The organism is Actinomycetospora sp. NBC_00405 (assembly GCF_036044095.1).
GTDB classification, from domain to species: Bacteria; Actinomycetota; Actinomycetes; order Mycobacteriales; family Pseudonocardiaceae; genus Actinomycetospora; species Actinomycetospora callitridis.
In genome coordinates, this window is the sequence record NZ_CP107938.1 from 4,844,435 (window position 1) to 4,857,040 (window position 12,606).

Annotated in this window: 12 protein-coding genes; all 12 read left to right on the forward strand. The window is 74.8% G+C overall.

What is annotated here, in order from left to right:
* Positions 1–120 precede the first annotated feature (120 nt).
* The 12 genes from menD (at position 121) to OG774_RS24050 (ending at position 12,499) form a co-directional block, all read left to right on the forward strand.
* Positions 121–1,863 carry a 2-succinyl-5-enolpyruvyl-6-hydroxy-3-cyclohexene-1-carboxylic-acid synthase gene (menD, locus tag OG774_RS23995; protein ID WP_328304878.1) on the forward strand — a complete coding sequence of 581 codons (1,743 nt, stop codon included), beginning with the start codon at positions 121–123 and terminating at the stop codon, positions 1,861–1,863.
* A 118-nt stretch (positions 1,864–1,981) separates the two neighbouring features.
* A complete protein-coding gene (locus OG774_RS24000; RefSeq protein WP_328304879.1) occupies positions 1,982–4,846 on the forward strand; it encodes a Na+/H+ antiporter subunit A in 2,865 nt (954 codons plus the stop codon).
* Positions 4,843–5,337 (forward strand): Na(+)/H(+) antiporter subunit C, encoded by a 495-nt coding sequence (locus OG774_RS24005; RefSeq protein ID WP_328304880.1) that lies wholly within the window; start codon positions 4,843–4,845, stop codon positions 5,335–5,337. The genes OG774_RS24000 and OG774_RS24005 overlap by 4 nt, the downstream gene beginning before the upstream one ends.
* Positions 5,334–7,145 carry a Na+/H+ antiporter subunit D gene (locus OG774_RS24010; protein WP_328304881.1) on the forward strand — a complete coding sequence of 604 codons (1,812 nt, stop codon included), beginning with the start codon at positions 5,334–5,336 and terminating at the stop codon, positions 7,143–7,145. Before OG774_RS24005 ends, OG774_RS24010 begins: the two co-directional genes overlap by 4 nt.
* Positions 7,142–7,744, forward strand: coding sequence for a Na+/H+ antiporter subunit E (locus OG774_RS24015; protein ID WP_328304882.1), 603 nt, complete (start codon positions 7,142–7,144; stop codon positions 7,742–7,744). Before OG774_RS24010 ends, OG774_RS24015 begins: the two co-directional genes overlap by 4 nt.
* Positions 7,741–8,025: a monovalent cation/H+ antiporter complex subunit F gene (locus OG774_RS24020; protein WP_328304883.1), complete on the forward strand. Its 285-nt coding sequence runs from the start codon at positions 7,741–7,743 to the stop codon at positions 8,023–8,025. Before OG774_RS24015 ends, OG774_RS24020 begins: the two co-directional genes overlap by 4 nt.
* The gene (mnhG, locus tag OG774_RS24025) at positions 8,022–8,492 is read left to right on the forward strand and encodes a monovalent cation/H(+) antiporter subunit G (RefSeq protein WP_328304884.1); all 471 of its coding nucleotides are present in this window, start codon (positions 8,022–8,024) and stop codon (positions 8,490–8,492) included. The genes OG774_RS24020 and mnhG overlap by 4 nt, the downstream gene beginning before the upstream one ends.
* Positions 8,489–9,085, forward strand: coding sequence for a DUF3592 domain-containing protein (locus tag OG774_RS24030; RefSeq protein ID WP_328304885.1), 597 nt, complete (start codon positions 8,489–8,491; stop codon positions 9,083–9,085). The genes mnhG and OG774_RS24030 overlap by 4 nt, the downstream gene beginning before the upstream one ends.
* Positions 9,082–9,813 (forward strand): demethylmenaquinone methyltransferase, encoded by a 732-nt coding sequence (locus tag OG774_RS24035; RefSeq protein WP_328304887.1) that lies wholly within the window; start codon positions 9,082–9,084, stop codon positions 9,811–9,813. The genes OG774_RS24030 and OG774_RS24035 overlap by 4 nt, the downstream gene beginning before the upstream one ends.
* 205 nt (positions 9,814–10,018) lie before the next feature.
* Entirely contained in the window at positions 10,019–11,371 is a 1,353-nt protein-coding gene (locus OG774_RS24040) for a geranylgeranyl reductase family protein (RefSeq protein ID WP_328304888.1), read from the forward strand.
* A 164-nt stretch (positions 11,372–11,535) separates the two neighbouring features.
* Positions 11,536–11,901, forward strand: coding sequence for an NADH-quinone oxidoreductase subunit A (locus OG774_RS24045; RefSeq protein ID WP_328304890.1), 366 nt, complete (start codon positions 11,536–11,538; stop codon positions 11,899–11,901).
* A 4-nt stretch (positions 11,902–11,905) separates the two neighbouring features.
* Positions 11,906–12,499 (forward strand): NuoB/complex I 20 kDa subunit family protein, encoded by a 594-nt coding sequence (locus OG774_RS24050; RefSeq protein WP_274190876.1) that lies wholly within the window; start codon positions 11,906–11,908, stop codon positions 12,497–12,499.
* Positions 12,500–12,606 lie beyond the last annotated feature (107 nt).

Consider the following 12,606-nt stretch of genomic DNA (forward strand, 5'->3'; position numbering starts at 1 on the left):
CTCAGGACACGGTCCGCGGTGGTCCCTTCGCCTCGCCGCGCGCTCCCGGACCTGATCAGGGGCCGGGATCACCCCCTGCCCATCGGGTGCGACGGCCTCCGCGTCATTACCGTGGGTTCGGTGATTCCCTCGACGGCGCAGGCCCACGTCGTCGTGGACGAATGGGTCCGGGCGGGGGTCACCGACGCCGTCGCGTGCCCCGGGTCGCGGAACGCGCCGCTGCTCGTCGCCCTCTACGCCGCCGACCGCGACGGCCGCCTCCGGCTGCACGTCCGCATCGACGAGCGGGGCGCCGGGTTCCTCGCGGTGGGGCTCGGGTCGGTGTCGGGGCGCATCGTGCCGGTGGTCGTGACGTCGGGCACCGCGGTGGCCAACCTGCACCCCGCCGTGCTCGAGGCCTCGCGCAGCGGGGTGGGCCTGCTGGTGGTCAGCGCCGACCGGCCTGTCGAGCTCGTCGGCAGCGGCGCCAACCAGACGATCGACCAGGTCGGGATGTACGGCGAGGCGGTCCGCGCCTCGGTGGTGATGCCGCTGGCCGAGGACCGCCCCGGTGCGGCGCGCTCGTGGCGGGCGGTCGTGGCCCGGGCGCTCGACCGGGCGGCGGGTACGACCGGCGGCGACCCCGGTCCCGTCCAGCTCAACGTCCCGCTGCGCGAGCCGCTGCTCGACCCGCAGGGCGCCGTCGACCCGCGGACCAGCTCCGACCCCGCGCTCGAAGGCCGGCCCGAGGGCGCTCCCTGGACGGGGATCGTCGCGGCGCCGCCCGCCTCCACGCTCGCGCCCCTGGCGCTGCGCGCCGGCGCGCGGACGCTCGTCGTCGCCGGTCACGGCGGGGAGGTCGTGCCCGCCGGGACGCGCCTGCCCGACGGCGTGCCGGTGCTCGCCGAGCCGACGTCGCCGCTGTGGTCGGATCCCGCGGGCGGGCGCGCGCTGCCCGCCGGCACCTGGGCGCTGCCCGCGGCGCTGGACGGGACGCGCGAGGACCTGCGCCCCGAGCAGGTCGTCGTCCTCGGCCGCCCGACGCTGCACCGCGCCGTGTCGCGCCTGCTCGCCGACCCGTGCGTCACCGTCGTGGCGGTCCCCTCGGTGGCCCCGACCGGTGGGCGCCCGCGCCCGGGCTGGACCGACGTCGCGGGATCGGTGACAGCGGTCGGCGCGCTCCCGCCCCCGGACGACTGGAAGCCCGACGCGGACTTCGCGCGCGCCTGGGCCGAGGCTGACGACCGGGCCCTCGAGGTGCTCGACTCCGCCGTCGTCGAGGGCAGCGGGCCGGCCCTGGCCGCGGCCACCGTGGCGGCGCTCCCGTCCGGGGCGTGCCTGGTGGTGGGCGCGTCCGCGCCGATCCGGGACGTGGCGCTCGCGGCCACCCCGCGCGCCGACGTCACCGTCCTGTCGGCCCGGGGCGTGTCCGGCATCGACGGGGCGGTCTCGCTGGCCGCGGGCGTCGCGCTCGCGCACCCCGGGCCGACCTACGCGCTGCTCGGCGACCTGACGTTCCTGCACGACACGAACGGCCTGCTCGTCGGGCCGGAGGAGCCGCGCGGGGAGCTCGTCGTCGTGGTCGCGAACGACGACGGCGGCGGGATCTTCGCCACCCTCGAGCAGGGCGCCCCCCGCTTCGCGGCCGCGTTCGAGCGCGTCTTCGGGGCCCCGCACGGCACGGACCTCGCCGCGCTCTGCGCCGCGCACCGCGTGCCGCACCGCCACGCGGTCCCGGCCGAGCTCGGGGGTCCGACCGGGGCGCTCGCCCCCACCGGACGACCCGGGACGCGGGTGGTCGAGGTGGCGATCGACCGGTCGCAACGGCGGGCGACCGGGGAGCAGACCGTCGCGGCGGTGCGGGCGGCGCTCGCCGACGACTGACCGCCCTCGCCGCGACCTCGCGGAAGTGACCTCGTCGTCACCGCACGCGACCACCACGGGGGATCCGGAATGATGCGCCCCGCCACGGGTCGGGACGGCAGTTGGGAGTGCAGCAGGCGTGCTGGTGCTGGTGGGGGCGCACGCGGTGGCGGCGCTGGCCGCACCGGGCCTGGTCCGGCTGCTCGGTCGACGCGCGTTCGCGGTGCTGACCCTGGTCCCCGCCGCGGCCTTCGTCTGGATCCTGGCGCAGCTGCCCGCCGTGCTCGCGGGCGCCGCGCCCACCCAGGAGATCCCGTGGATCCCCGCCCTCGACATCGACATCGCGATGCGCCTCGACGCGCTGTCCGCCACCTTCTCGTTGCTGGTCACCGGCATCGGGGCCCTCGTGCTCCTGTACTGCACGCGCTACTTCGCGGAGGGCGCGCGCGGGCTCGGGCGGTTCGCCGGGGTGCTCACCGCCTTCGCCGGCGCGATGCTCGCGCTCGTCTGGTCCGACGACGTCTTCGTGCTCTACGTGTGCTGGGAGCTGACGACCGTCTTCTCCTTCCTGCTCGTCGGCCACGACTCGCACAAGCGGGCGAGCCGTGCGGCGGCGGTGCAGGCGCTCGTCGTCACCGCGGCGGGCGGCCTGACGATGCTCGTCGGCCTGGTCGTGCTGTCCGCCGCGGCGGGCACCACCCGGCTCTCGGAGCTCGTGACCTACTTCACGGGCCCCGCCGCGACCCCCGCGGCCGTCACCGCCGGGGTCGTCTGCGTGCTGGTCGGGGCGACCACCAAGTCCGCGCTGGTGCCGTTCCACTTCTGGCTGCCGTCGGCGATGGCCGCGCCGACGCCGGTCAGCGCCTACCTGCACGCCGCGGCGATGGTGAAGGCCGGCGTCTACCTCGTGCTGCGCCTCGCGCCCGGGTTCGCCGACGTCGAGCCGTGGCGCCCGCTGATCGCGACGCTGGCGATCGTCACGATGCTGCTCGGCGGCGTGCAGGCGCTGCGCCAGCACGACCTCAAGCTCGTCCTCGCCTACGGCACGGTGTCCCAGCTCGGGTTCATGCTGCTGCTCGCCGGGGCCGGCACCCGGGACGGCGCGCTCGCCGCTCTCGGGCTGGTGGTCGGCCACGCCCTGTTCAAGGCCTGCCTGTTCCTCGTCGTCGGCGTGATCGACCGCCGCGCCGGCACCCGTGACCTGCGCGAGCTCTCCGGGCTCGGGCGGCGCGCCCCGGTGCTGGCGACGGCCGGCATGCTCGCCGCGTCCTCGATGGCCGGGCTGCCGCCGCTGCTCGGCTTCGTCACCAAGGAGGCGTCGTTCGAGGCGTTCCTCCACAAGGCCTACGGCTCCGCGGCCGTGCCGTTGCTCGCGCTCGTCGTGCTCGGCTCGGTGCTCACCGTCGGCTACAGCATGCGGTTCGTGTGGGGGGCGTTCTGGCGCAAGCCGGGGGTCGACGCGGTGACCTGGCAGGCGCCGGGTCCGCTGTTCGTCGCGTCGCCGGCCGTGCTCGGGATCGGGGGCCTGGTCGCGGGGCTCGGCGTCGCGGGCCTCGCGCCGCTGCTCGAGGGCTACGCGGACACCCTGCCGGTCACGTACCCGACCCTGCTCGAGCTCGCCGTGATCCCCTCGCTCGGCCTCGCGCTCGGGCTCTCGGTGCTCGCCGTCGCCCTCGGGTTCGTCGTGGGCCTCCCGTCGGTGAGCGCCCGCCTGACAGCGCGCCACCCGCTGGCCGGGATGCGCGCCGAGATCGCGTGGCGCGGCGTGATCCACGCCCTGGAGAACACCTCGCTGCGCGTCACGGTGATGACCCAGCGCGGCTCGCTGTCCTGGGTCCTCAACACGGTCTTCGCGGTGCTCGTGCTCGGGCCGGGGCTCGCGCTGCTGCTGTCGGCCGACCTCGGCGAGGTCCGCGTCGACCGTCTCGCGGACTCGCCGTTCCAGGTGCTCGCCGCCGTGATCGGCGCCGCGTGCGCGATCGTCGCCACCCGCGTGCGCCGCCGCCTCGGCGCGGTGCTCGTGGTCGGCGGGCTCGGCTACTCGATCGCGCTGATCTTCGCCCTGGCCGGGGCGCCCGACGTCGCGCTCACCCAGGCCCTGGTGGAGACGGCGACGCTCGTGGTGATCGTGCTCGTGCTGCGCACGCTCCCGCGCGACATCGCCGATCGGCACACGTCCCGCCAACGCGTCCGGCGCCTGCTCGTCGCCGTGCCGGTCGGGCTGCTCATGACGGGGCTCGGGGCGGTGGCGCTCGCCGCGCGGCGGGCCCCGCCGGTGTCGGCGGCCTACCCCGCGCAGGCCTACGACTTCGGTGCGGGCGCGAACGTCGTCAACGTGACCCTGGTCGACATCCGCGCCTGGGACACCATGGGCGAGCTCTCGGTGATCGTCGCCGCGGCCACCGGCGTCGCCAGCCTGGTCTTCCTGCACCGCCGCTCCGGGGCGCCGCCGCGCTCGGAGCCGCAGCCCGTGGTCACCCCGTCGACGGGGGCCGGTGGCTGGCTGCGGGCGGCCCGGCGCGGCGACGGTGACCGCGTCCTGCTGCTCGAGGTGATCACCCGCCTGGTCTTCCCGACGATGATGGTGGTCTCGCTGTACTTCCTGTTCGCCGGCCACAACGCCCCCGGCGGCGGGTTCGCGGGCGGGCTGGTCGCCGGTCTCGCGCTCGTCGTGCGCTACGTCGCGGGCGGTCGCTACGAGCTCGGCGAGGCCGTCCCCGTCGAGGCCGGTGTGCTGCTCGGGCTCGGGCTGCTGCTCGCCGGCGGTACCGGGCTGGGCGCGCTGCTGCTCGGCGGCGAGGTCCTGCAGACCGCCGTGCTCGAGGGCGACCTCCCGGTGCTCGGCCACGTCAAGTTCGTGACCTCGCTGATCTTCGACGTGGGCGTCTACCTGATCGTCATCGGGCTCGTGCTCGACATCCTGCGCAGCCTCGGCGCCGAGCTCGACCGCCGGCGTTCCGTCGCGGTGGGCCGGATGTCGGCCCGCGAGGAGGTCCCCTCGTGAGCTCGCCGATCGTCCTGCTCGCGCTCGTCGGCGTGCTCTACACCGCCGGGGTCTACCTGCTCCTCGAGCGCAGCCTGACCCGGGTGCTGCTGGGTGTCCTGGTGCTCGGCAACGCCACCAACGTGCTCGTCATCGTGGCCGGGGGTCCCACGGGCGCGGCGCCGCTGGTCGGCCGCGCGCCGGAGGAGACGATGAGCGACGCCCTGGTCCAGGCGCTCGTGCTCACGGCCATCGTCATCACGCTCGGGGTGTCGGCGTTCCTGCTCGCCCTCATCCACCGCGCCTGGACCCTCGACCGCGAGGACGACCTCACCGAGGACGTCGAGGACCGCTCCGTGCGCCGCCGCCTGGCGCGCGGGGAGCAGGAGGACGAGGAGGAGCTGGACACCACGGGCTGCGAGAACGTCGCCGACACCGACCCGGAGGACACCGAGACGGGCCCCGACCCGGTCCGCGCGGCGGCCGGCGCCACCGGGGAGGACGTGCGATGAACCCGGGCTCCTCCCTGCTCGCGACGCTGATCCCGCTGCCCGTGCTGCTGCCGCTGCTCGGGGCCGGTCTGACGCTCGTGCTCTCGCGGCGCCCGATGCTGCAGCGCGCGATCAGCGTCGCCGTGCTCGCCGTCGTGGTCGTCATCGCCGCGCTGCTGCTGGTGGCGGCCGTGCAGTCGGGCCCGGTCGTCGTCACGGTCGGCTCGTGGCCGGTGCCCCTGGGCATCACGCTGGTCGTCGACCCGCTGTCGGCGCTGATGCTGCTGACGTCGATGTCGGTGACGCTCGCCGTGCTCGTCTACGCCATCGGGCAGGGCGTGTACGACCGCGACGAGGCCACCCCGATCACGATCTTCCACCCGACCTACCTGGTGCTCGCCGCGGGCGTCGCGAACGCCTTCCTCTCGGGGGACCTGTTCAACCTCTACGTGGGGTTCGAGGTCCTGCTGATGGCGAGCTACGTGCTGCTGACGCTCGGCGGCAGCCGGTCGCGGGTACGGGCCGGCATCATCTACGTCGTCGTCAACGTGGTGTCGTCGCTGGTCTTCCTCGTCGGCATCGCGCTGGTCTACGCCGCGGTGGGCACGCTGAACCTCGCCCAGATCTCGACGCGCATGGAGCAGGTGCCGCCGGGCACGGCGCTGGCGATCCACCTCGTGCTGCTCACGGCGTTCGGCATCAAGGCCGCCGTGTTCCCGCTCTCGGCGTGGCTGCCCGACAGCTACCCGACCGCGGCCGCCCCGGTCACCGCGGTGTTCGCAGGCCTGCTCACCAAGGTCGGCGTGTACTCGATCATCCGGACCGAGACGCTGCTGTTCCCGGACTCCGAGGTCACGCAGACCGTCCTGCTCGTCGCGGCGGGGATGACCATGCTCGTCGGGGCGCTCGGCGCGATCGCGCAGGCCGACATCAAGCGGGTCCTGTCGTTCACCCTCGTCAGCCACATCGGCTACATGATCTTCGGGATCGCGCTCGCGACCCCGCTCGGCGTGGCCGGCGCCGTGTTCTACGTCGTCCACCACATCACCGTGCAGGCCACGCTGTTCTGCGTGGTCGGCCTCATCGAGGGCGTCGGCGGCTCGACGTCGGTGACACGTCTCGGCGGGCTGGCGAAGGCGTCCCCGCTGCTCGCCCTGCTCTGGTTCGTCCCCGCGGTGAACCTGGGCGGCATCCCGCCGCTGTCCGGCTTCGTCGGCAAGCTCGGGCTGGTGCAGGCCGGTGTCGTCGACGGCTCCGCGCTGGCCTGGACGCTCGTGGTGGTCTCGGTGCTCACGAGCCTGCTGACGCTCTACGCCGTCACCAAGGTGTGGGTGCTCGCCTTCTGGCGCCCCGCCGACCAGATCCCGGTCTCCGAGGAGCCCGACCAGGACGAGGACGAGGAGGGCGACGAGGCCGACGAGGACCTGTCGGACGACCGCGAGCGGACCACCGGGGGGCTGCCCGGGGCCCCGACGCCGCGCAGCGGGGTGCTCACGCAGGTGCGCCCCGGCACGGCCCGCACGATCGCGCACGCCGAGGCGAACTCCGGAGCCGAGGTCGACTGGCCGGTGGCGCGCCTGGCCCCGACCGACGGCGCTCCCGCGCTGTCCGGCCGGTTCCTCGGCGCTCCCGGCGACACCGTGTCGTCGAGCCTGCCGCGGGTGATGACCGCGGCGACCGCCGCGCTCGTCGTGCTGGGCCTCTCGCTGACCGTCGCGGCCGGCCCGTTGTACGCGGTGGCCGACCAGGCCTCCGAGGACCTCGTCTCCCGCGCGCCCTACATCCAGGCCGTGTTCGCCCAGACCGTCGACGACCGGGTCGCACGATGAGCCGGGAGCATCGGGACGCAGGCGAGGGGCACCGCACCCCGCCCGACACCGGTGGGCTCCTGCGCCGCGCCGTCCCGGTCGTCTGGCTCATGATCGTCTGGGTCCTGCTGTGGGGGACCTTCTCGTGGGCCAACGTGCTCGGCGGCCTGGCCGTCGGGCTCCTCGTGCTCTTCTTCTTCCCGCTGCCGGCCGCACCCGGCGGGGGCTGGATCCGGCCGGGGACGGCGCTCGCCGCGGTCGCGCGCTTCGTCGGCGACCTCGTCGTGTCGAGCCTGCAGGTGGCCCGGCAGTCGCTGCAGGCCGTCACCGGCCCGCCGATCCGCAGCTCGGTGGTCGCGGTCCGGCTCGAGTCGTCGTCGGAGTTCGTGATGGCGATGGTCACCGAGACGCTCACGCTCGTGCCCGGCAGCGTGGTCATCGAGGCCCGGCCCGAGGAGCGGACGATCTTCGCCCACGTCCTCGGTGCCGACGACGCCCGGGCCGTCGCGGACTTCCGCGAGCAGGTCGCCCGGCTGGAGCACGACATCGTGGCGGCCCTCGGCCGACCGGCCGCGCCGACCGTCCCGGTGGGTCCCGACGTCGACGAGGAGAGCCGATGAGCACCCTGCCCGCCCTGCTCGACGCCGTCCTCGTCGTCTGCCTCGTGCTGCTCGGGCTCTCCGCGGTCCTCGTCGTCGTGCGGCTGCTGCGGGGACCGACGGGTCTCGACCGCCTCGTCGCGCTCGACGTCCTCGTCGCGGAGTTCCTCTGCGGGCTCGTGGCGTACGCGGCGCTGACCGGGGACTCGTCGCTCGTGCCCGTGGTGGTCGCGATCAGCCTGGTCGGCTTCCTCGGCTCGACCACCGTGGCGCGCTTCGTACGACGGGGGACCGGGCGATGAGCACCTGGGAGCTCGTGCTGGACACGATCGGCGCGGTGGCGATCGTGCTCGGCGTCCTGTTGACGTTCGTCGCCTCGATCGGCCTGCTGTCGCTGCCCGACGTGCTCAGCCGCATGCACGCGGCCACGAAGCCGCAGGTGGTGGGCCTGCTGCTCATCGTGCTCGGCGGCGCGGTGTACCTGCGCACCAGCCCGGACGTCTGGATGCTCGTGCTCGTCGGGGCGTTCCAGCTCGTGACCGCCCCGGTCACCGCGCACGTCGTCGGTCGCCTGGCCCACCGCGGTGAGGGCGGCCTGCGCCGCGATCTGCTGTACGTCGACGAGCTCGCCGACCGCCCGGACGAGGCCGACCCGGGCCCCGACGACCAGGAGGACAGCTCGCCCCACCGCAACGGGGAGGCCGTCGGGCGCAGCCCTCGCAGGGGCGGGGCGGGCTCCGACGGGGCCTCCCTAGACTCGGACGAATGACAGGGCTGCGCGAGCTGGCGCGGCGGGCCGTCGCGAAGGCGCGTCCGCCGGCCGAGGCCGCGGTCGCGCTGCTGCGCCCCGCCGCCCGCAAGGCTCCGGAGATCGTCGTCGCCGCGGGGCTGGTCGTCAGCGTCCTGCTCGGCCTGGTGCTCGTCGCGGCCGCGCGCAACGACGCGCACATCGACGCCTCGATCGGCCGGGCCGTCGGCGAGGTGCTCGAGGGCGGCTCCGGGCCGCACGTCTACGTCCGCTTCACCACCGGCGAGGGCGCGGTGCTCACCCCCGAGAAGGGCGTGTTCTACCCCCGCGGCCTCGAGCCGGGCCAGCTCGTGCGCGTCGAGTACGACCGCACGGACCCCGAGCTCGTGCGCGTCGCCGGACGCACGTGGACCGAGGGCCTCGTGCCCGTCGCGCTCGGGCTGCTCGTGCTCTGGGCCGTCGTCGCCCCCGGCGCCTGGGCGCTCGGCCGGGCCCGGCGGCGCCGGGAGGAGGCGGTCGCCGCGCGCGAGGCGTGGACGGTCCGCGACGAGGACCGGGGAGACGGCGAGCGCGAGGACGGCGAGCCCGAGATGGCGGGGGCGGGGCACCGATGACCCCGCGACCGGGCGGCACCCGTGCGGAGCTCGACCGCGACCCGGGCGCCGTGGCCCGGATGTTCGACGGCGTCGCCGCGCGCTACGACCTCACCAACACCGTGCTCTCGTTCGCCCAGGACGTCCGCTGGCGCCGCGCCACCCGCGCCTGCCTCGCGGTCGGGCCGGGGGACACGGTGCTCGACGTCGCCGCGGGCACCGGGGTCTCCACCGTCGAGCTCGCCCGCACCGGGGCCACCTGCCTGGCCACCGACTTCTCGCTGGGGATGCTGCGCACCGGCCGCTCGCGGCTCGTGGGCAAGCTCGGCCGCAGCCCGGTGCCGTTCGTGGCCGCCGACGCCCTGCACCTCCCGCTGCCCGACGCGTCGGTCGACGCGGTGGTCATCTCCTTCGGCCTGCGCAACACCGTCGACGTCGACGCCGCGCTCGCGGAGTTCGCCCGCGTCACCCGCCCCGGCGGCACGCTCGTGGTCTGCGAGTTCTCCCGGCCCACCTTCGCGCCGTTCCGCCGCGTCTACACCGACTACCTGATGGCGGGCCTGCCCCGCGTCGCCCGGGCGGTGAGCTCGAACCCCGACGCGTACGTCTACCTCGCCGAGTCGATCCGCGCCTGGCCCGACCAGCCCGCCCTCGCCGCCCGCATCGGCGCCGCCGGCTGGCGCTCGGTGGCCTGGCGCAACCTCTCCGGCGGCATCGTCGCCCTGCACACGGCGACCAAGCCCGCCTGACCGCACCTCCGGTGCAAGCCCTGCGTCCTCGCTTGCACCCAAGCACAGCACGCCGATCGGGCCAGAAAAGCCGCTTCGTCGTTCGCGCGCCTCGCCCTGACCCGCGCCCGCGCATCCGAAACCACCCTCGGCGGGCGATCACGCCACACGGTCCCTAGACTCCCCCGTACCGAGCTAGTGAACGGATTCACAAGGAGCCCGTGCCGTGTCCGCCGCCACCACCGGAGCGCGCCGCAGCCCCGACGCCGACGCCGATGTCGTCGTCGTGGGTGCCGGTCCCGCAGGCACCACGGTCGCGACGTACCTGGCGCGCGCCGGGCTCGACGTGCTCGTCCTGGAGAAGGCGACGTTCCCCCGCGAGAAGGTCTGCGGCGACGGGGTGACCCCGCGCGGGGTGAAGCAGCTCGTCGACCTCGGCGTCGACACCCGCGAGGAGGCGGGCTGGCGTCACCAGCGCGGCCTGCGGGTCATCGGCGGCGGCACGAGCATCCAGCTCGACTGGCCCGAGCTCGCCACCTTCCCCGCCTACGGCCTCGTGCGCCCCCGGCGCGATTTCGACCAGATGCTCGCCGACCACGCCCGCGCCGCCGGGGCCCGCGTCGAGGAGGGCGTCTCGGTCTCCGGTGCGACGGTCGACGAGCGCACCGGCCGCGTCACCGGCGTCGACGCCCGTCGCGGCCCGGAGCGCGAGCCGGTCTCCTACCGCGCGCCGCTGGTCGTCGCCTGCGACGGCGTCGGCGCGCGCACCGCGCTGAGCCTCGGCATCGGCAAGCGCGACGACCGCCCGCTCGGCGTCGCGGTCCGTCGCTACTACACGAGCCCGCGCCACGACGACGACTACCTCGAGACGCACCTCGGCCTGCACGACGGCCCGGGCGTCGGACCCGACCTGCACGGCGGCTACGGCTGGGTGTTCGGGATGGGCGACGGCACGGCGAACGTCGGCCTCGGCGTCCTCGCCACGCGGAAGAACGACAAGCGCGACTACCGCGCCCTGCTCCGGCACTGGGTCGAGGGCCTGCCCGCCGAGTGGGGTCTGCGCGAGGAGACCGCCACCGGCGCGATCGGCGGCGCCGCGCTGCCGATGGGCATGAGCCGCACCCCGCTCTACCGCGACGGGCTGGTGCTCGTCGGCGACGCCGGCGGGATGGTCAACCCGTTCAGCGGCGAGGGCATCGCCTATGCGCTGCAGTCCGCGGCCATCGCCGCCGAGTGCGTCGTGCAGGCGAGCGCCCGGCCGGAGGGCCCCGGACGGGAGCGCGCGCTGGCCGCGTACCCGGCGGCGGTCCGCCACGAGCTCGGCAGCTGGTACCGCGTCGGCAACCGGGCGGCGAGCGCGCTCGGCCGGCCGCGGTTCATGCACCACGCCCTGCGCCTCGGGATGCCGAGGCGACGTCTCATGGAGGCCGCGCTGCGGCTCTTCACCGGCCTCACCGACGGACGGGACGGCGACGCGGGGGACCGCGCGCTCGACCTCGTCCTGCGGATGGTGCCGCCACTCGGGGACGCGCCGCCGGGGTCGCCGAGCACCCGGAAGGAGGGCTCCGTCGCGGCCTGAGCCGCGGATCGCTCACCCGGGTTAGGTCGCCCTCATCGGCGTCTGGCCCGCTCGGGCTCATTAGGGTCGGTCCCGCCCGCCGACCGTGATCCACTGCACGGCCCGCGCGTGGGCCGCACCACCACGGAACTCCCGACGCGCAGCACGGGGAGGAAGGAGCGACGATGCTGGACCTCTACGTCCCGCTGATCGTCATGTTCGTGCTCGCCGCCGGGTTCGGGCTGTTCTCGGTCACGGCCGCGCCCTTCATCGGACCGCGTCGCTACAACCGCGCGAAGCTCGACGCCTACGAGTGCGGCATCGAGCCGTCGCCGCAGCCGGTCGCCGGCGGCGGCCGCATCCCGGTGGCCTACTACCTCACCGCGATGCTCTTCATCCTCTTCGACATCGAGATGGTCTTCCTCTACCCGTTCGCGGTGAACATCGACGCGCTCGGGTTGTTCGGTCTCGTCGAGATCGTGCTGTTCGTCGCCACCGTCGCCTTCGCCTACGCCTACGTGTGGCGTCGCGGCGGGCTGGACTGGAGCTAGAAGCATGGGACTGGAAGAGAAGCTCCCGAACGGGATCGTGCTGGCCAGCGTCGAGAGCCTGGTCAACTGGACCCGCAAGGCATCGCTGTGGCCCGCCACCTTCGGGCTGGCCTGCTGCGCGATCGAGATGATGACCTCGGGCGCCCCGCGCTACGACCTCGGCCGCTTCGGCATGGAGGTGTTCCGCCCGAGCCCCCGCCAAGCCGACCTGATGATCGTCGCGGGCCGCGTCACCAACAAGATGGCCCCGGTCCTGCGCCAGATCTACGACCAGATGGCCGAGCCCCGCTGGGTGCTCGCCATGGGCGTCTGCGCGTCGTCGGGCGGGATGTTCAACAACTACGCGGTCGTCCAGGGCGTCGACCACGTCGTGCCCGTCGACATGTACCTGCCGGGCTGCCCGCCGCGGCCGGAGATGCTCATCGACGCGATCCTCAAGCTCCACCAGAAGATCCAGGCCGAGCCGCTCGGACCGGTCCGGGCCGAGCTCGCCGCCGAGCGCAAGGCGCAGGGCGAGAAGCTCGAGCTGCTGCCGTCGTCGGTGAAGTACGCCAAGCGGGACAAGCACGGGGAGGTGAAGGAGGAGCATGTCTGGTGACGAGAAGGACGGGCCCGTGACCCCGGGCACCGGTGCCGGCGGCGCGAGCGGCCCGTCCGGCGCGTCCAACGCCTCCTCCGCGGGTGCCGCCGCGTTCGGCCCCCAGG

Excerpts from the sequence above, each read along its gene's own strand:
- OG774_RS24020 (WP_328304883.1), top strand. The coding sequence starts at position 7,741 with ATGAGCACCCTGCCCGCCCTGCTCGACGCCGTCCTCGTCGTCTGCCTC.
- OG774_RS24050 (WP_274190876.1), top strand. The coding sequence starts at position 11,906 with ATGGGACTGGAAGAGAAGCTCCCGAACGGGATCGTGCTGGCCAGCGTC.
- OG774_RS24015 (WP_328304882.1), top strand. The coding sequence starts at position 7,142 with ATGAGCCGGGAGCATCGGGACGCAGGCGAGGGGCACCGCACCCCGCCC.
- OG774_RS24045 (WP_328304890.1), top strand. The coding sequence starts at position 11,536 with ATGCTGGACCTCTACGTCCCGCTGATCGTCATGTTCGTGCTCGCCGCC.
- OG774_RS24030 (WP_328304885.1), top strand. The coding sequence starts at position 8,489 with ATGACAGGGCTGCGCGAGCTGGCGCGGCGGGCCGTCGCGAAGGCGCGT.
- OG774_RS24035 (WP_328304887.1), top strand. The coding sequence starts at position 9,082 with ATGACCCCGCGACCGGGCGGCACCCGTGCGGAGCTCGACCGCGACCCG.
- OG774_RS24010 (WP_328304881.1), top strand. The coding sequence starts at position 5,334 with ATGAACCCGGGCTCCTCCCTGCTCGCGACGCTGATCCCGCTGCCCGTG.
- mnhG (WP_328304884.1), top strand. The coding sequence starts at position 8,022 with ATGAGCACCTGGGAGCTCGTGCTGGACACGATCGGCGCGGTGGCGATC.